The 17,739-nt window shown below is 76.1% G+C and carries 17 protein-coding genes; 7 read left to right on the forward strand and 10 right to left on the reverse strand.

Translation table 11 applies throughout. The features are described from left to right. Complete coding sequence (locus ACIQBJ_RS08365) at nucleotides 1-759, reverse strand: IclR family transcriptional regulator (RefSeq protein WP_400705611.1); 759 nt, start codon at nucleotides 757-759, stop codon at nucleotides 1-3. Next, a complete protein-coding gene (locus tag ACIQBJ_RS08370) occupies nucleotides 756-1,913 on the reverse strand; it encodes a sugar kinase (protein WP_400705614.1) in 1,158 nt (385 codons plus the stop codon). The genes ACIQBJ_RS08365 and ACIQBJ_RS08370 overlap by 4 nt, the downstream gene beginning before the upstream one ends. A 245-nt stretch (nucleotides 1,914-2,158) precedes the next feature. Between ACIQBJ_RS08370 and ACIQBJ_RS08375 the strand changes: the two genes are divergently transcribed. The 3 genes from ACIQBJ_RS08375 (at nucleotide 2,159) to ACIQBJ_RS08385 (ending at nucleotide 5,909) form a co-directional block, all read left to right on the forward strand. Beyond that, complete coding sequence (locus ACIQBJ_RS08375) at nucleotides 2,159-3,577, forward strand: alanine racemase (protein WP_400705617.1); 1,419 nt, start codon at nucleotides 2,159-2,161, stop codon at nucleotides 3,575-3,577. Then, nucleotides 3,577-5,199: an amidohydrolase family protein gene (locus ACIQBJ_RS08380; protein ID WP_400705620.1), complete on the forward strand. Its 1,623-nt coding sequence runs from the start codon at nucleotides 3,577-3,579 to the stop codon at nucleotides 5,197-5,199. The genes ACIQBJ_RS08375 and ACIQBJ_RS08380 overlap by 1 nt, the downstream gene beginning before the upstream one ends. Before the next feature lie 80 nt (nucleotides 5,200-5,279). Then, entirely contained in the window at nucleotides 5,280-5,909 is a 630-nt protein-coding gene (locus ACIQBJ_RS08385) for a bifunctional 4-hydroxy-2-oxoglutarate aldolase/2-dehydro-3-deoxy-phosphogluconate aldolase (RefSeq protein ID WP_400705623.1), read from the forward strand. On the opposite strand, the gene ACIQBJ_RS08390 is transcribed toward ACIQBJ_RS08385, so the two are convergent. After that, entirely contained in the window at nucleotides 5,890-6,558 is a 669-nt protein-coding gene (locus ACIQBJ_RS08390) for a peroxiredoxin-like family protein (protein WP_400705626.1), read from the reverse strand. The genes ACIQBJ_RS08385 and ACIQBJ_RS08390 overlap by 20 nt on opposite strands. A 76-nt stretch (nucleotides 6,559-6,634) precedes the next feature. Between ACIQBJ_RS08390 and ACIQBJ_RS08395 the strand changes: the two genes are divergently transcribed. Next, a complete protein-coding gene (locus ACIQBJ_RS08395; protein WP_400705629.1) occupies nucleotides 6,635-7,288 on the forward strand; it encodes a TetR/AcrR family transcriptional regulator in 654 nt (217 codons plus the stop codon). A 56-nt stretch (nucleotides 7,289-7,344) separates the two neighbouring features. On the opposite strand, the gene cobM is transcribed toward ACIQBJ_RS08395, so the two are convergent. The 3 genes from cobM to ACIQBJ_RS08410 all read right to left on the reverse strand — a co-directional run bounded on the left by cobM (nucleotide 7,345) and on the right by ACIQBJ_RS08410 (nucleotide 9,943). Then, a complete protein-coding gene (gene cobM, locus ACIQBJ_RS08400) occupies nucleotides 7,345-8,085 on the reverse strand; it encodes a precorrin-4 C(11)-methyltransferase (protein WP_400705632.1) in 741 nt (246 codons plus the stop codon). Further along, complete coding sequence (gene cbiE / locus ACIQBJ_RS08405) at nucleotides 8,082-9,347, reverse strand: precorrin-6y C5,15-methyltransferase (decarboxylating) subunit CbiE (RefSeq protein ID WP_400705635.1); 1,266 nt, start codon at nucleotides 9,345-9,347, stop codon at nucleotides 8,082-8,084. The genes cobM and cbiE overlap by 4 nt, the downstream gene beginning before the upstream one ends. 149 nt (nucleotides 9,348-9,496) lie before the next feature. Continuing rightward, nucleotides 9,497-9,943 (reverse strand): MarR family winged helix-turn-helix transcriptional regulator, encoded by a 447-nt coding sequence (locus ACIQBJ_RS08410; protein ID WP_400705638.1) that lies wholly within the window; start codon nucleotides 9,941-9,943, stop codon nucleotides 9,497-9,499. A gap of 138 nt (nucleotides 9,944-10,081) precedes the next feature. Here ACIQBJ_RS08410 and ACIQBJ_RS08415 point away from each other — a divergent pair, with 138 nt between their 5' ends. Then, nucleotides 10,082-11,191 carry an alpha/beta hydrolase family protein gene (locus ACIQBJ_RS08415; RefSeq protein WP_400705641.1) on the forward strand — a complete coding sequence of 370 codons (1,110 nt, stop codon included), beginning with the start codon at nucleotides 10,082-10,084 and terminating at the stop codon, nucleotides 11,189-11,191. Nucleotides 11,192-11,291: 100 nt separating this feature from the next. Here ACIQBJ_RS08415 and ACIQBJ_RS08420 read toward each other — a convergent pair whose 3' ends face one another. Next, the gene (locus ACIQBJ_RS08420; protein ID WP_400705644.1) at nucleotides 11,292-12,248 is read right to left on the reverse strand and encodes a hypothetical protein; all 957 of its coding nucleotides are present in this window, start codon (nucleotides 12,246-12,248) and stop codon (nucleotides 11,292-11,294) included. A gap of 104 nt (nucleotides 12,249-12,352) precedes the next feature. Here ACIQBJ_RS08420 and ACIQBJ_RS08425 point away from each other — a divergent pair, with 104 nt between their 5' ends. Together ACIQBJ_RS08425 and ACIQBJ_RS08430 are read left to right on the forward strand one after the other, a co-directional pair. Then, nucleotides 12,353-12,874 carry a hypothetical protein gene (locus tag ACIQBJ_RS08425; protein ID WP_400705646.1) on the forward strand — a complete coding sequence of 174 codons (522 nt, stop codon included), beginning with the start codon at nucleotides 12,353-12,355 and terminating at the stop codon, nucleotides 12,872-12,874. Nucleotides 12,875-13,059: 185 nt separating this feature from the next. Next, entirely contained in the window at nucleotides 13,060-13,713 is a 654-nt protein-coding gene (locus tag ACIQBJ_RS08430; protein ID WP_400705648.1) for a DUF6518 family protein, read from the forward strand. A gap of 58 nt (nucleotides 13,714-13,771) precedes the next feature. Here the strand turns inward: ACIQBJ_RS08430 and ACIQBJ_RS08435 are convergent, their stop codons facing one another. From ACIQBJ_RS08435 to ACIQBJ_RS08445, 3 genes are all read right to left on the reverse strand, one after another. After that, nucleotides 13,772-14,500: a DUF6193 family natural product biosynthesis protein gene (locus ACIQBJ_RS08435; RefSeq protein WP_400705650.1), complete on the reverse strand. Its 729-nt coding sequence runs from the start codon at nucleotides 14,498-14,500 to the stop codon at nucleotides 13,772-13,774. 84 nt (nucleotides 14,501-14,584) lie between these two features. After that, nucleotides 14,585-15,706, reverse strand: a complete 1,122-nt coding sequence (locus tag ACIQBJ_RS08440; RefSeq protein WP_400705652.1) for a DUF6183 family protein — start codon at nucleotides 15,704-15,706, stop codon at nucleotides 14,585-14,587. A 316-nt stretch (nucleotides 15,707-16,022) separates the two neighbouring features. Continuing rightward, entirely contained in the window at nucleotides 16,023-17,492 is a 1,470-nt protein-coding gene (locus ACIQBJ_RS08445) for a carboxyl transferase domain-containing protein (RefSeq protein WP_400705654.1), read from the reverse strand. Nucleotides 17,493-17,739: the final 247 nt, after the last annotated feature.

Below are 17,739 nucleotides of genomic sequence, written 5' to 3' on the forward strand. Positions count from 1 at the left end.
TCAGGAATGCGGACGGTGCGCGGGCAGGCCCGCGTCGGCGGAGATCGCCCGGGTGCAGGCGAGGAGTGGGGGGAGCAGGTCGAGGACCTGCTCGTAGCGCAGCACCACGTCCGGCACCGAGATCGAGGCGGCCGCGACCACCCGCCCGGAGGCGTCCCGGATCGGCGCCGCCACGCAGTTGATGAACGCCTCGTGCTCGGCGTGGTCCTGCGCCCAGCCCTGCGCGGCGACCTGCTCCAGTTCGGCGAGCAGCGCGTGCGGGCTGGTGATGGTGTTCGGGGTGTGCACCGTGAACTCGATCGTGTCGACCACCCGGCGCCGCTCGACCGGCGGCAGGTCGGCCAGCAGCACCTTGGCGACCGCCGTGTTGTGCAGCGCCGCCCGCAGCCCGATCCGCGAGTACATCCGCACCGGGTGCCGGGAGTCGTACTTGTCGATGTAGACCACCTCGCCGCCCTCGTACGCGGCCAGGTGCACGGTCTGGCCGGTCGCCGCGTTCAGCTCGGCGAGGTGCGGGGCGGCGGTGCGCCGGATGCCGCGCTGCTCCAGGGCCAGGCTGGAGAGCGCGAACAGGCCCGCGCCGAGGTGGTAGCGGTACTGGCCGTCGCGGTGGACGAAGCGCTCCTCCTCCAGGCTCTGCAGCAGCCGCAGCACGGTGGTCTTGTGCACGCCGATCAGGTCGGCGAGCTGGTCGAGGGAGCGTTCGCCCTCGCCGAGTTCGGCGAGCAGGCGCAGGGCGCGGGTGACGGTCTGGCTCATGGGTGTCCCGAAGGTCCGAGGGTGCCGGGGCCGGTGAGGGCGGGGGAGGGGGAGGAGAGGGAAGGGGAGCCGGGGAGGGCGGGGGAGGGGGAGGAGAGGGAAGGGGAGCCGGGGAGGGCGGGGGAGTGGATGCCGGTCGCGGTGACGGTGGTCGCTGCCCAGTCGCGCTCGTCGGCGGCCAGCAGCGCCGCCACCGTCCGGGCGTCCGGCAGGGCGCCGCGGTCGGCCGCGGCGGTGAGCGCGCCCGCCGCCGCGAGGTGGCCGAGCCGGAGCCGGGAGCGGACGTCCAGGCCGCGCAGGGTGCCGGCCAGGTAGCCGGCCGCGAAGGCGTCGCCCGCCCCGGTGGGCTCCACCACCTCGACCCGCAGGGCCGGCTCGGTGACCGAACCGCCCCGCCGGTCGAGCGCGGTGACGAGGTGCCCGGAGTCCTTGACGACGACCGTGGAAGGAGCGGGAAAGCGCTTTCTGATCGCCGCCGGGTCATCGGTGCCGAACGCGTCCCCGGCCTCGTCGGCGCCGAGCAGCAGCACGTCGGCCGCGTTCAGCAGCTCCGGCAGCACCGAGGCGTCGCGGTGCCGCCACAGCGCCGGGCGCCAGTTCAGGTCGAAGGAGAGCAGCCGCCCCGGCCGGCGCTCGGCCAGCAGCGCGCGCACCAGGGCCAGGCAGCCGTCCGAGAGCGCGGGCGTGATGCCCGTCAGGTGCAGCAGCGGCGCGGCGGCCAGCAGCGCCGCCGCCGCCGGGTCGTCCAGCAGCGCCGGGCCGAGCGCGGAGGCGGCCGACCCGGCCCGGTAGTAGTGCAGGCGGGAGCGGCCCGGCCCGAGGTCGTGCGGCAGGCCGGAGCCGCCGGTCTCCTTCAGGTACACGCCGGTCGGGCGGTGCGGGTCGACGGCGACGGCCGAGACGTCCACCCCCGCGGCGGCCAGGTCGGCGGTCAGGCGGCGGCCGAAGCCGTCCGCGCCGACCCGGCTGATCCACGCCGTCGGCACGCCCAGGCCCGCCAGCGCCGCCGCCACGTTGGACTCCGCGCCGCCCACCGAGGGGCGGAACGCGCCGACCGCCTCGAACGGGCCGGGCCGGTCGGGGAGCAGCACCGCCATCGACTCGCCCAGGCACACCGCCCGGGCGGCGGCCGCCCCGCCGTCCTGATCCGCCATCAATCCCGCTCCCTCGCGCTCGGGCCCACCGCCCCGCCCCACCGACCCGGCCCGCGCCGACCGGGCCTCGGCGGTGAGCCCCGGTGCTGCGTGCCTGGTGGGAAGGGGGACGGGCCGCGTCGCGGTCCGTTGACCGCCGTCCGGCGTGAATGCTAGAACCGTAACACCAACATGCGCAATAGAGGTTGCGCATGTTGCAACTCCCCAGCTCGCGGGCGGGCCGGGGTCGGAACGGAGGCACGGCGATGAGCGGAACCGGCGGCACCAGGAGGACGGGCGGCACCGGAGGGACGGGCGCCGCCGGGGGGACGGGCGGCATCGGAGGTACGGGCGACCGGGCGGAGCAGGCACCTCCGGGGCAGCGGCAGTACTTCGCCGACCCCGCGCCCGGCCCCGGCATCGACACCGTCGCGGTCGCCGCCCTCGCCGGGGAACGCCTCGACTTCCGCTTCAAGGCGATCCCCGCCGATGCCGCCGGCCTGACCGTCCGCGAATGGCTCGCCACCCGCCCCCGCCTCGACGCGCTCGGCACCCCGCTGCTCACCCTCGACGCCGCCGCCCTCGACCACAACCTGCGCACCATGGCCGCCTGGTGCGCCGAGACCGGCGTCCGGCTCGCCCCGCACGGCAAGACCACCATGGCCCCCGCCCTCTGGCAGGCCCAACTCGCCGCCGGCGCCCACGCCGTCACCCTCGCCAACCTCCCCCAGCTCCGGGTCGCCCGCGCCTTCGGCGTCCAGCGCCTGCTGCTCGCCAACACCCTGCTCGACCCCGCCGGACTCGCCTGGATCGCCACCGAACTCGACCGCGACCCCGGCTTCGCCTTCACCTCCTGGGTCGACTCCGCCGACAGCGTCCGGCAGATGGACGCCGCGCTGCGCGCCGCCGGCGCCGAACGCCCCGTCGAGGTCATGGTCGAACTCGGCGGCCCCGGCGGCCGCACCGGCGCCCGCGGCGTCGCCGCCGCCCTGGAGGTCGCCGCCGCCGTCCTGGCCGCCCCCACCCTGCGCCTGGCCGGCGTCGGCGGCTACGAGGGCGCCCTCGCCCACGACGCCTCCGACCCGGCCCTCGCCGCCGTCCGCGGCTACCTCGCCGACCTCGCCGACCTGCACCGCCGCCTCGCCACCGACTACCCCACCGCCACCCCCGTCGTCACCGCCGGCGGCAGCGCCTACTTCGACACCGTCGCCCAGGAGCTGACCCCGCTCGCCGAGCAGGTCCCCGGCACCGTCGTCGTCGTCCGCTCCGGCGCCTACCTCGCCCACGACGACGGCTTCTACCGCGGCATCTCCCCGCTCGCCCGGGACGCCGCCGCCACCCCGCTGCGCTCCGCCATGCACGGCTGGGCCCGGGTCGTCTCCCACCCCGAACCCCAACTTTCCCTGCTGGACGCCGGAAAGCGCGACCTCCCGTTCGACGAGGGCCTGCCCGAACCCCAACGCGTCCGCGGCGGCGGCGACCTGACCGGCGCCACCGTCACCGCCCTCAACGACCAGCACGCCTTCCTGCGCGGCGCCGGCACCGCCGCCCCCGTCGGCGCCGTGCTCCGCCTCGGCCTGTCCCACCCCTGCACCGCCTTCGACAAGTGGACCCTGATCCCCGTCCTCGACCACGCCGACGCCGAACACCCCCGCGTCGTCGACCTGGTGCGGACGTACTTCTGATGGCCGACCTGCTGCTGCGCGCCGCCACCGTCGTCGACGGCACCGGCGCCGACCGCCACCGCGCCGACGTCACCGTCACCGACGGCCGGATCGAGGAGATCGGCCGGAACCTGACGGCCCGTCAGGTCATCGACGTCGACGGGCTGGTGCTCGCCCCCGGCTTCATCGACATGCACGCCCACTCCGACCTGCGCCTGCTCGTCGAACCCGACCACCCGTCCCGGATCACCCAGGGCGTCACCCTCGAAGTCCTCGGCCAGGACGGCCTCTCCTACGCCCCCGCCGACGACCCGACCCTCGCCGCACTGCGCCGCCAACTCGCCGGCTGGAACGGCGACCCCGAGGGCTTCGACTGGAACTGGCGCACCGTCGGCGGCTACCTCGACCGCCTCGACGAGGGCACCGCCGTCAACGCCTGCTACCTCGTCCCGCACGGCAACCTCCGGATGCTCGCCATGGGCTGGCACAACCGCCGCCCCACCGGCCCCGAACTCGACCGGATGCAGGCCCTGTTGACCCAGGCCCTGGACGACGGCGCGGTCGGCATGTCCACCGGCCTCACCTACACCCCCGGCATGTACGCCGACACCGACGAACTCACCGCCCTGTGCGGCACCGTCGCCCGGCACGGCGGCTTCCACGCCCCCCACCAACGCTCCTACGGCGCGGGCGCGTTGGAGGGCTACGCCGAAATGGTGGAGATCTCCCGGCGCTCCGGCTGCCCGCTCCACCTCACCCACGCCACCATGAACTTCGGCGTCAACGAAGGCCGGGCCGGTGCCTTCCTCGACCTGGTCGACGCCGCCCTCGCCGACGGCATCGACCTCACCCTCGACAGCTACCCCTACCTGCCCGGCTCCACCACCCTCGCCGCACTGCTGCCGAGTTGGGCCACCGAGGGCGGTCCCGAAGCCACCCTCGACCGGCTCACCGACCCCGCCGTCCGCGAACGCGTCCGCGCCGACGTCGAGGAACACGGCAGCGACGGCTGCCACGGCGTCGTCACCGACTGGGACACCATCCAGATCTCCGGCGTCCGCAACAGCGCCCTCTCCGGCGTCGTCGGCAGCCGGATCTCCGAACTCGCCGCCGAACAGGGCCGCACCGGCACCGAGATCTTCTTCGGACTGCTGCGCGCCGACGCGCTGGGCACCACCATCCTCCAGCACGTCGGCCACGAGGAGAACGTCCGCGCCATCATGCGGCACCCCGCGCACACCGCGGGCAGCGACGGCCTGCTCGTCGGCGCCCGCCCCCACCCCCGGGCCTGGGGCACCTTCCCGCGCTACCTCGCCCACTACAGCCGCGAGTTGGGCGTCCTCACCCTCGAACAGGCCGTCGCCCGGATGACCGGACGCCCCGCCCGCCGACTCGGCCTCGACCGGCGCGGCCTGATCCGCCCCGGCCACCACGCCGACCTCGTCCTGTTCGACCCCGACACCGTCCGCGACACCGCGACCTACGACCGCCCCCGGCAACCCGCCGAAGGCATCGAACACGTCCTGGTCAACGGCATCGCCGCACTCCGGGACGGCAAACCCACCGGCGACCTCGGCGGGCGGGCGCTGCGCCGCGACGCCCGCGACCGCCTGGTCCGGGCCCGGGGCCGAACCCGGGACTGAATCCGGGACTGAACTCGGACCAGGGCCCGGACCAGGGCCTTTTGAGACAGCACACGCACCGACAAAGGAAGTTGGCAGGAATGGGAAGCGAAAACGCCGAGCTGCGGGCACAGTTGGCCGCCCGACCGGTGATCGCGGTCGTCCGGGCCCCGGAGATACCCGACGCGGCGGCACTCTGCGAGGCCCTCGCCGCCGGCGGCATCGCCTGGACCGAACTCACCTTCACCACACCGGAGGTGACCCGCCACCTGGCCGCCGCCGCGCAGGCCGGCCACCGGGTCGGCGTCGGCACCGTCCTCACCGCCGAACAGGCCCGCGCGGGCATCGCCGCCGGGGCGACCTTCCTGGTCACCCCCGGCCTGCGCCCCGCCGTCGCCGAGGCCGCCCGCGCGGCCGGCACCCCCGTGGTGATGGGCGCGCTCACCCCCAGCGAGGTCGCCGACGCCGTCGACCTCGGCGCCGCCGCCGTCAAGATCTTCCCGGCCAAGGTCTTCGGCCCCGGCTACTTCAAGGACCTGCACGGCCCCTACCCCGGCGTCCCGCTGGTCGCCTCCGGCGGCGTCAACGCCGGCAACGCCAGGGCCTTCCTCGACCACGGCGCCCTCGCCGTCTGCGCCGGCACCGACGTCGTCCCCCCGCAGGCCGTCGCCGCCGGCGACTGGGCCGAGATCACCCGCCGCGCGAAGGAGTTCACCGCCTCCCTCGGCTGACCGCACGGCTGACCGCAGCGGGGCCGGTACCGGGCTCGGGCTCCGGGCCGGACCCGGGGCCGGGGTGTCCGGTGCTCCGCTGCTCGGTGTTCCGCTGTTCGGCGACCAGGGCGAGGACCTGGTCGACGCTCCAGTGGTCGGCCGCGTGCGTGCCGTAGTGCGCGGCGGCGATCCGGCCGTCGGAGGCGAGCAGGAAGTCGGCGGGGAGCCCGAGCCGTCCGCCCAACGGCCGGGAGGCGGGCGGGCGTTCGCGTCCGCGCAGGACCAGCGGCACGCTGCGGGCCAGGCCGCGGGCGATCGACGGCCAGACCCGCGGGTCGAGCAGGGCGCGCGCGCCGCGCTCGACCCCGTACGCCCGGTAGAGCCGCTGGTCGGGGTCGGCGAGCAGCGGGAACGGCAACCCCTCGGCGTACGGCCGCAGTTCGGCGGCCGGCGAGTGGAAGGCGGCGGCCTCCCGGACCCCCGCCGCCCGCAACTCCGGGTGGCGGACGGCGAATCCGCGCAGGTGCAGGTTGCAGATCGGGCAGCCCGCGAAGCGGCGGAACTGCAGGTGGGTCCATCCGTCCGCGGGCACTGGCGGCAGGGGCGCGCCGGCGGCGTCGGTGGCGGGGAGGGGCGGTGCGGTGGTGCCGGTCCGGAGTCGGGACACGGTGGCTCCTCGGTGGCTCCTCGTAGGTGTAGGCCGTACGCCAAAACTGTAGGCGTATGGCGTACGCTGTCAACCCGTGCCCCGTCCACGCTCCCTGACCACCCGCCAGGTCGCCGCCGCCGCGCTCGCCGTGATCGACCGCGACGGCCTGCCCGCCCTGTCCATGCGCACCGCCGCCGACGAACTCGGCCGGCGCACCATGGCGTTGTACCGCTACGTCGAGGACCGGGAGGAACTGGAGTGCCTGGTCGTCGACCTCGCCCTCGGCGCCGTCCTCGACCGGGCCGCTCCGCCGACCGCCGCTCCGCCGACCGCCGCTCCGCCGACCGCCGGTCCGGCCGGGCCGAGGGGACGGCTGCTCGCCCTGCTGGAGCTGCTGCGGGAGGCCGTCGGCGCGCACCCCGGCGTGCTGCCGCTCGCGATCCGGCACCACGCCGGCTGCCTGCCCGTACTGCGGTGGCGCGAAAGGCTGTTGGAGGCACTGGCCGCCGCCGGGCTGGACGGCCCGGCCCGGGCGGCGGCGCTGCACGCGCTGGTGTCGTACGCCATCGGGGCGCTGGAGGTCGAGCACCGGGCCGCCCCGGCCGACGGCCCCGGCCCGCTCGTCCCCGAGACCTTCCCGCTGCTCGCCGCCGCCCTGGCCGACCGGGCCGCCGCCGACCCGGCGCGCGCCTTCACCGACGGTGCGCGCACCCTGCTGGACGGCCTGGGCCTGGGCCCGGCGGACTGAGCCGGGGCCGGGGTCGAGACCGAGGCCGGGCCGGGGCCGGGGCGGCGGTACCCGCGTCAGCGGCTGCGGGCGGTCGAGTACAGGTGGCTGTCGCGGAACTCGGTCGCGGCCAGGGTCCGGCCCACGATGATCACGGCGGTGCGGATCACCCCCGCGGCCTTCACCTGGACCGCGATGTCGCCGAGCGTGCCGCGCAGCACCAACTCGTCCGGGCGGCTGGCCATCGCCACCACCGCGGCCGGGCAGTCCGGCCCGTAGTGCGGCAGCAACTCCTCCACCACGCTGTCCGCGTAACGCGCCGCCAGGTGCAGCACCAGCAGCGCGCCGCTCTTCCCGAGCACCGCCAGCTCCTCGCCCGGCGGCATCGGCGTCGCCTGCCGGGCCACCCGGGTCAGGATCACCGTCTGACCGACCGTCGGCACCGTCAGCTCCCGCTTCAGCGCCGCCGCGGCCGCCGCGAACGCCGGCACCCCCGGCACCACCTCGTACGGGATGTCCGCCGCGTCCAGCCGGCGCATCTGCTCCGCCATCGCCGAGAACACCGACGGGTCGCCCGAGTGCAGCCGCGCCACGTCCAGGCCCTCGCGGTGCGCCCGGACGATCTCCGCCAGGATCTGGTCCAGGTCCAGGTTCGCGGTGTCCACCAGTCGGGCGTCCGGCGGGCAGTCCGCCAACAGCTCGGTCGGCACCAGGCTCCCCGCGTACAGGCACACCCCGCAGCGGGCCAGGGTGCGCTGCCCGCGCACCGTGATCAGGTCGGCCGCACCCGGGCCCGCACCGATGAAATAGACCGTCACTTCGCTCCTCCGGCAGGGACGTCCACGCTCTCCACGGCACCGGACCCGCCGGCGCCCTTCACCACGCTCCACTGGGTCACCGGCATCGCCTGCCGCCACCCCGTGAACCCGCCCACCGGCACCGCGTGCGCGACGGACAGCTTCACCAACTCGCCGCCGTACCGCCGGTACCACTGCGTCAGCAGCGCCTCCGACTCCAGCGTCACCGTGTTCGCCACCAGCCGCCCGCCCGGGCCCAGCGCCGCCCAGCACGCCTCCAGCAGCCCCGGCACCGTCAGACCGCCGCCGACGAACACCGCGTCCGGACGCTCCAGCCCCGCCAGCGCCCCCGGCGCCGCGCCCTCCACCACCCGCAGCCGGGGCACCCCCAGCGCGGCCGCGTTGCGGACGATCCGCGCCGCCCGCACCGGGTCGCGCTCCACGCTCACGGCCCGGCAGCCGCGGTGCGCCCGCAGCCACTCGACGCCGATCGAACCGGAGCCGCCGCCGACGTCCCAGAGCAGCTCGCCCGGCGCCGGGCCGAGCGCCGCCAGCGTCGCCGCCCGGATGTGACGCTTCGTCAACTGTCCGTCGGATTCGAAGAGTTCGTCCCGCAGTCCGGGCACCAGCTGCTGGCGGGGCGCGTCCGCGACGGCCGCGCACTCCACCGCCAGCACGTTCAACGGATCACCCGCCGACGCCGACCAGTCCTGCGCGACCCCCTCCCGGACCGCCTCCGCCGGACCGCCCAACTGCTCCAGCACCCGGACCCGGCTCGGCCCGTAACCGCGCTCCGTCAGCAGCCGCGCCACCAGGGCGGGCGTCGCCGCGTCCGCGCTCAGCACCAGCACCCGGCGGCCCGGGTACAGCGCCGCGTGCAGCGCCTCCGGGGCCCGGCCGACCAGCGTCACCACCTCGGTCTCCTCCACCGGCCAGCCCAGCCGGGCACACGCCAGCGACACCGAGGACGGATGCGGCAGCACCCGCAGCCGCTCCGCCGGCACGCCGCACTCCAGCAGCGTCCGGCCGATCCCGTAGTGCATCGGGTCGCCGCTGGCCAGCACCGCCAGCCCGCGCCCCGCGAAACGCTCCACCAGCCCCGGCACCGCGGCCCGCAGCGGCGAGGGCCACGCCACCCGTTCCGCCGTCACCTCGGCGGGCAGCAACGCCAACTGGCGCGGCCCGCCCAGCACCGCGCCCGCCCCGACCAGCGCCTCCCGGGCGGCCGCCGACAACCCCGGCCAGCCGTCCGCACCCACCCCCACGACCGTGATCGCAGACACGCGCACACTCCAGACGGCTCGGGGACGGGGCAGCGGCAGCCTACCCGCAGACCACCGGCGTACCCCCCACGAGCTGCGGAGATCCGCCGTGCGACATTGGCCACACCGGGGCGGTGGCGGTCGGCCCGGTCGGCCCGGTCGGCCCGTCATCAGTCGAGGGCGTCGGCGGCGCGGCGCAGGGCGTCCGTGGCGCGGCCCAGCAGGGCGCGCAGCTGCTCGCGCTCGGCGGCGGTGAACTCCGCGCGCAGCGCCCGTTCGACCGCGACCGCGCGGGCGTCGGCCAGTTCGAGCGCGGCCCGGCCCGCGTCGGTGAGGCGGGTCTCCAGCACGTTGCGGTGCCACGGGTGCGGGGCCCGCTCGACCAGCCCGCGGTCGGTCAGCCCCCGCAGCAGCACCGCCATCGCCTGCGGCGTCACCTGGCAGGACCGGGCCAGCGCCGCGCCGCTGATCCCGGCGTTCGCCGCCAGCACGTGCAGCGCCGCGTACTGGGGCACCGTCAGCCCCGCGGGCTCGACGGCGACCCGCTTGGCGGCCAGCAGTTCCTGGTCGGCGCGGTGCAGATCGACGCCCAGGCGTTCATCGGCGGGCATTCCCATGGGCCGATCGTACCGGCGGGCCCGCCCGTATCAACTGATTGACAGTCATCAACATATTGATGATGATCGCACGGGCTGGCGGACCGTCAGCCGCCTGCCCCCGCCCCGCCCCCCCCCGCATCGGAGGACCGCGCCGCCATGACCGACCTCTCCTTCCTCGCCGCGCCGGGCTCGGCCGCCGGTTTCGCCGCCGAGACCCGGCCGCGCGCCCACGCCGCCGGCCTCGACCTGTACGAGTACGACCGCGTCACCGCCCCGCTCGACACCCTGCTGGACTGGCCCGCCGCCTGCCGGGCGGCGGCCGTCCGGCACCGGGACGAGGCGCGGCGCGCCGCCGAACGCGGGCACACCCGCACCGCCGGGCGGGCCCACCGGACGGCGGCCCGCTGGTTCCACCTCGCCACGCTGCTGCCGCACCCCGACCACGAGCGCGCGGCCGCCGACGCCCAGGCCGCCGACCGCGCCATGGGCGACTCGCTGGCCCTGCTCGAACCCGGTGCGCGACGGCTCGCCGGCGAGGGCTTCGCCGGTTGGCTGCGGACGCCCGCCCCGGTCGGAGCGGGTGCCGGTGGGGACGGGAAGCGCTTTCCCGTCGCCCTGGTGGTCCCCGGCATGGACTCCGGGAAGGAGGAGTTCCACGCCCTCGCCGACGCCCTGCTGGAGCGCGGCGTCGCCGTCCTCGCCGTCGACGGGCCGGGCCAGGGCGTCCTCGCCGCCACCACCCGGCTCGGCCCCGACCACCGCCACGCCGTCGCCCGCGCCCTGGACGCGCTCGCCGCCCCGGACGTCCTGGCCGCGGCCCCGCTCGACCTCGACCGGATCGCCGTGGTCGGGCTCAGCCTCGGCGGCCACCTCGCCGCCGACGCCGCCGCGCACGACCCCCGCATCCGGGCGGCCGCCCTGGTCAGCGCCCCCTACCGGCTCGACCGGGACGCCCTGGTCCCGTTCGTCACCGCCACCCTGTCCCGGCGCTGCGGCAGCCCCGCCGCCGCCCGCGCCTTCACCGCCGCCCTCGACCTCGCCGCCCTCGCCCCCCGCCTGCCCGGCCCCCTGCTCCTGGTCGAGGGCGGCCGGGACCGCATCCCGGGCGTCACCAACGCCACCGCCCTCACCGCCGACCGCCCCGACGCCCACCTGCTGCACGTCCCGCACGGCAACCACCTGCTCGGCAACGCCCTCCCCGACTGGCTCCCCATCACCGCCGACTGGCTGTCCGACCGACTCGCCGCCCTGCCGCCGACCGCCTGACCGTGTGTCCGACAACTGACAGCACGTCGGCAGCCGGTCGCCCGGCAGCGCGGAGCACGCCTTCAGCCGTCCGTCGGACGGTCGTTGCCTGGCAGGCGTGTCACGGGCGTGGCTGTCGGGCGACGGCGCCCGGAACGGTTCCCCCGGCCACGCCGACCCGCCGGGGTCCGGAGGCGAACAGGTCCTGGTACGGCGGGAACTGGAACTGCAGGGGCGGGACCATGTCGCCGAAGGCCGCGCCGAAGTCGCGTGGCGATCGCGCGAAGTCCAGCAGCACCCGGTCCGCCGTGTCGTCGCCGGAGAGGACGTGTGCCAGGGCGGCACAGCCGCGAACGCCCGCGTGCGGATGGGTGAGCCAGGGGCGGGTGTCGCCACCGAGGTGGCCGATCGCCACCAGGGTCGTCGCCAGGTCGTACGCGGATTCGGCGGTCCCGGCCACCGACGTCAACCGATCGAGCAGGAAAGGGAGCCGGGTCGAGGCCGAGGGATGGCGGGCCAGCGATCCGACGGCCGCGGCCGCACACGTCCTCCGCCTGGCCCGTTCCGAGGCGAGGTGCGGCAGCGTCCGCCGTAAGAGCGTGGGCGCCAGGTCGAAGCAGGCGAGTGCCGCCTGGTCGAGTACGAGTTCGCCCAGGTCCGTGCCGTCCTGCCACAACCGGACGCGGCCGTCGGCATCGGCTGCCAGAAAGTCGTCGGTCCAGGACCGAAGTTCCGGAGCGCGCCGCTCGACCAGCGCGCGGATCTCCGCATACCGGTCGCCGAGGTCGGCGGCAACACCGACCGCGTACAGGTAGACGAGCATCGCGTCCCGCAGGGAAGGGTCGTCGGGCCCCAGCCGTGGGTCGTCGAGGAGTCCGACGACGATCAGCGCGGCCGGCGCCGTGACCGGCCAGGCCCGGCCCTCGCGGCGGAGCGTCGACCACAGGTGCGAGTACCCGTCGACGAAGGCCCTCGTGTCATCACTGAGGAGTGCCGCCAACCGCTGCGGCGTATCGCCGGCTGGGCCCATGGCGTGGAACAGCCTCGACCACTCCACGCCGTCCGGATCATCGATCATGGCCAGGAGGCTGTCACGGCGCACCGACAGGCCCGCCCTTCCGGCCGGGACGTCCTCCGCCCCGGTGGTCCGGTCGCGGGGCGGGGTGCGGGAGAATCCCGGGCATGGAGATCCTGCTGCCGCTGCTGTTCCTGGACGTCGACGGGCCGTTGATTCCGTTCGGGGGTGGTGGCGGGTACCCGGAGTACCTGACGGAGCGGCAGGTCAGGGAGTTGACCGGGGAGTGGAATCCGATGCTGGCGCGGATCGATCCGGCCGTCGGGGGGTGGCTCGGGGCGTTGCCCGCGCGGTTGGTGTGGGCGACGACGTGGATGGCGGACGCCAATGCGTGCGTCGCGCCGGTGCTGGGGCTGCCGGAGTTGCCCGTGCTGGACGAACCGGCGGACGGGGCGGGCGGGTTCGGGTGGCCGCCGGTCGGGTTGCACTGGAAGACGCCCGCGGTGGTGGCGAGGGCGGCGGGTGGGGCGTTCGCCTGGGTCGACGACGAGATCACCGCCGTCGACCGGGCCTGGGTCGCCGAGCACCACGCCGGGCCCGCCCTGCTGCACCGGGTCAATCCCCGGACCGGCCTGACCGGACGGGACTTCGAGGAACTGGACGCCTGGCTGCGGGACGCGGGCCGGTAGGGCGCCGGGGCGGCCCGCGCGAGGGGCGGGTCTGCTCCGGTAGGCGTGGCCGGTGGCGATCGTGCGTATCGAGAGCGGGCAAGGACGGGGCGGGTCGCGGGAACCGGAGGGCGCTGTCGCGCATTCTTACCACTGCACCGAGAGGTGTGGACCACGCAGCCTTCGACAGAGAAGTGAGCACCACCATGAGCGCGTCCCCCGCCGTCGCCGCAGCGCCCGGAACGAGCGGAAGAGCCTGGACCTGGGCCCGGGCAACGGTGTTGGCGTCCGTCGGTGGCATCCTGCTCGGCGTTCTGACCAATGTGCTGCAGGGCGTGCTTCCGGGCGCGTTGAACCAGATCGCCAACTCCGGCGCGGTCTGGTCGGTGGCCGCGTTCGTCGCGGGGGCGCTGTCGGCCCGCCGGGTCGGTCTGCCGGTGGCCGCCGTCGCGGGCCTGCTCGCCGAGGCCGGCCTGGTCGTCGGCTACTACGGCTACGCGGAGGTCGCGCGCGACGGCATGGGCTCCCTGTTCGCCCCCCTGGTCTGGGTCGGCATGGCGTGCGTCGCCGGCCCCCTCTTCGGAGTGGCGGGCTACCGGTGGCGGGGCGACGACCCGCGCCGGCGCGTCGTCTCCCTGGCCGCCCTGGCGGGCGTCTTCGGGATGGAGGCCATCCACTACATCTGGGTCCTGCACTACGCCGCCGAGGCGTGGGGCTGCATCGCCGTCCTGGTGCTGGTGCCCCTGCTGATGGGCCGCACCCACCGGGAGCGCGGACTGGCCCTCCTGACCGCCGTTCCCTTCTCGGCGCTGGCCTACTTCGTCTTCGACTGGCTGATCCTGCGGACGCTCCTCGGCTGAGGACCCGCGGCGGACGGGGGCGGCACCGGCGCCCCGTCCGCGCCCGACGGCGTGCCCGCTAAGGACGCCGGCCCTCGTGGGCCGGGCCGCGGTCGGCGGGGAGGTGGGCGACCAGCAGGTCGGCGGCCTCGGCAGGGGTTTCCGTGCGGCCGAGCAGGGTGTAGTTCGGGGCGTGGACGAAGTAGCCGCCCGCGAGGCCGAGGCCGACGAACGGGGTGTCGATCGGCGGCCACGGGGTGCGGGTCACCCGGTGGAACAGCAGGAGGCTGCGGCAGGGCTGCTCCGGCAGGCCGGGGTGCGGCTTGATCTGGAGCAGGGGGAACAGCATCCGCAGGCGCGGCCGGTCGGCCACGGCCGCGATCAGGGCGGGGTCGAGCCACCAGTCGGCGGGGCGGCGCAGCAGGTCCTGCCAGGTGGCCTCGGTGGCGTGCCCCTCCTCGTGGCCGATCGCGGCCGGTTGCAACGGGAAGGCGGGCCAAGCCTGTTGGAGTTCGCGCAGCGGACGCCCGTCCTGCCAGCCCCGCATCGTCCGCACCAGGGACGGCAGCTCGTCGGTCGGCCCGGCGGCGATCAGTGCGCCGGGGATCAGCAGGGTGAGGTTGAACGTCCGGCCGTCGTACGTCGAGACCTGGAAGCTGCCGCGCGGTGTGTCCAGCGCGGTGTGCGTGACGGGGTCGTCGCCCGCGCGGGTGCGCAGGGCCAGGGCGAACCCCTGGCGGTCCGCCTCCTGGTGGAGCAGCATGGACACGGGGACGGGGGCCGGGGCGGCCGGGCGCTTTCTTCTCACCCGCCCGATTCTGGGCCGTTCGCACCCGCCCCGGCAACGGTTCCCCGAGGGTTCTCCGGCGGCTCCCCGCCGGGCCGGTCGGCGTCAGTCGGTGTCGGTCGCGGCGAGGACGGCGAGCCGGGTGCGGTCGGGGGAGAGTGCCAGCAGGCCCAGGTCCCAGGCGACTTGGTCGAACCAGTCGGTGGCGGCCTCGAACCCGAACCAGGCGCACTGCTCGGCCCGCCGCTCGATCCCGGCCAGGTCCGCCGACCGGGCGCAGCCGGCCAGCGCGGACAACGACTGCCAGGCGACCAGCCGGGCCCGGGCCTCGTCGACGCCGGAGGAGTAGGCGCCGCCGTGCAGCGCCACCGCGAACAGCAGCTCCCAGACGTCGGCGGCGTCGGTGGCCTGCACGGCCAGGCCGGAGCGGTCGTCGCGGCCGTGCAGGCAGTCGAGTCCGAGACCCGGGAGGAGGGTGCGCAGCACCTCGGGGGAGGCGGTCTCCAGCGGGGCGGGAAACGCGAACACCCGTGCCTCGGTACGGCCGTTGGAGTTCTCGGACCATCCGGCGGTGGCCGCCCCGAGGGCGGCGAAGTCGTCCGGGGCGGTCACTTCGCGGGCCGCGCGTCCCGAAGGCTCGGCCAGCGGGGGGAGCACGGTGCCGGACGGGACGGTCGCCAGGCCGGAGGCGCCGGACTCCGCGCCCGGGTAGGGCGGGAGTTCCGGCAGTCCGGCCCCGGCCGGGAGGTCGAACGGGCGGTGCTGGTGGGCGAGTCGGGTGGTGGCGGCCCAGGCGGCGATCGGCGGGGCGGTCGACAGGTCCGCGCCGCGCAGTCGCAACTCCCTTGCCAGGCAGGCCCGTAGCTCCTCCGGGGCGGGTTCGGAGAAGGCGGTCGCCAGGTCCCCGACGGGGCGGTCCGCGACCAGATCCGCGACCTGCCGCCGGAGTTCGCGGCGGTCGCCGGCGGGCAGCGCGGAGAGCAGTCGCAGGGCCCGTCCGGCGTTCTCCGCGCCGGGTGCGGCCGCCAGCAGCCCGAACGCCGAGTCGAACGCCGCCCGGTACTGCCAGGCGCGCGGATCACCGGCCCGCCCCGCGACCGCGAGCCCGAGGTCGACCACCGCCTCGGTCCCGTCCGCCGCGAGCAGTTCGGCGGCGAGCCGGTCCACGGCGGGGACGGAGGTGAGGCGGGGCAGTTTCGCCAGCAGGTCGCGGAGTCGGTCGTCCATACCGGGGAGCCTATGCGGACGCGGCCCGCCCGGCCGGTTCCGGCGGAGTCCCGGTGAGGCCGCGGGCGAACGCGAACGGGCGGCGGCAGCCGCTGCGGCCGGGGTCGGGTTCGGCGGCGGCGAGCCCGGAGAACAGCGCCACCCGTCGTGCCCGGTGTCGTGCCCGGCGGGGTGACGGAAGCCGCTGGAGGCCCCGGGCGCGTCGAGGAAGCGCGGCAGGTCCGCGAGCAGCCCGGCGAGCGCAGGTACCAGGGCGTCGGTGGCGGGCGCGTCGGTCATGGCGCGGGTTTCCGGAGTGGGGGAGGAGAGGGCGGGCTCAGGCGGGGCCGCCGAGGTGGCGGTTGCGGGTGGCGCGGGTGGCGAGGCGGGTGGGGGTGGGGAGTTCGGCGAGTTCGGTGAGGGCGGTGGTGACGGCGGTGGCGAGGCGGTCGCGGAGGTCGGCGGGGTCGTCGGTCTCCGGGACGACCTGGTCGACCAGGCCGGTGGCGGTCAGGGCGGTGGCGGTGATGCCCTGGGCGCGGGCGAGTTGGGGGGCGTGCTCGCCGTCGCGGTGGACGATCGCGGAGGCGCCCTCGGGCGGGAGCGGGGCCAGCCAGGCGTGCTGGGCGGCGATCACCCGGTCGGCGGGCAGCAGGGCGAGCGCCCCGCCGCCGCTGCCCTGGCCGAGCAGGACCGCGAGGACGGGCGTGCGCAGGCCGACCAGGGTGGTCAGGCAGTGCGCGATCTCCAGGGCCACGCCGTCGAGTTCGGCGGCGACGGAGAGTTCGGCGCCGCTGGTGTCGACCACGGTGAGCAGCGGCATGCCGAGTTCCTCGGCGAGTTGGGCCTGGCGGCGCACCGCGCGCAGGTCGGCGGCGGTGAACGGGGTCTCGGGCTGCCCCGCCCCCGGGCGCTGCTGGGCGACCACCATCACGGGCCGGCCGCCGATCAGCGCCAGGGCCCGGACGAGCGAGCTGTCGCCGTCCAGGGGGAGCAGCAACTCGGCGGTGTGTTCCAGGAGTTCGAGCGCGGAGAGGCGGCCCGGGCGGCGGCTGAGCCGCACCGACTCCCAGGCGTCGTCGTCGGCATCGGCGGCGACGGGCAAGGCGGCCGGGACGGGGGAAGCGGCCGGGACGGCGGCGGGGCGGGCGGTGAGGATGGTGAAGGCGCGGGAGAGGAAGTCGCGCAGCCGTTCGGGCGGGACGATGGCGTCGAGGCGGCCGTTCGCGGCCAGGGTCTCGGCGCGCTGGACGTCCGGGGGCAGGGGTTCGCCGCGGAGCTCCTCGTAGACCCGGGGGCCGAGGAAGCCGAGGCGGGCGGCGGGTTCGGCCAGGACGAGGTGGCCGAGGGTGCCCCAGGAGGCGAAGACGCCGCCCATGGTGGGGTTGCGCAGGTAGGTCAGGTAGGGGAGCCCGGCGGAGCGGTGCGCGTGGACGGCGGCGGTGACCCGGACCATGCACAGGAAGGCGGCGGAGCCCTCCTGCATCCGGGTGCCGCCGGACACCGGGAGGGCGAGCAGCGGCAGGCGCTCGGCGGTGGCCCGTTCGACGGCCCGGGTGATGCGCTCGGCGGTGGCGACGCCGATCGAACCGCCGAGGAAGCCGAACTCGCCCGCGACCAGGGCGATCGGGCGGCCGTCCAGCAGGGCGCGCCCGGTCAGCACGGCCTCGTCCAGGCCGGTGCGGGCCCGGGCCCGGGCGAGGGCGTCCCGGTAGTCGGGGTCGGCGTACTCGGCGGTGACCGGCTCGTCCCAGCTGTCGAAGCTCCCGGGGTCGACCAGCAGATCGAGGAGCTGACGTGCCGTCACCTGGGGCCTCCGTCGGGGAAAGGGCGGGGGGAAGGGTTGCTGTGCGCTGCCGAGCCTATGGGCGGAGGCCGTCCGTCCGGGGGCGCCCCGCACAGGGGTGATCAGGATCACCGGCCGGGACGGCCCTGCCGGAGGCGAGGGGGAGGGAGACCGAGGAGGAGGCGGGGCGGGGGTGCGTGACGGAGGAGACAGTGGGGCGGGGCGGGTAATTGGTATCCGAGATGCCGAATTGGGTTAGGGTCGGTGG

Origin of the sequence: Kitasatospora sp. NPDC088391, assembly GCF_044753345.1 — a bacterium.
Classification (GTDB): Bacteria; Actinomycetota; Actinomycetes; order Streptomycetales; family Streptomycetaceae; genus Kitasatospora.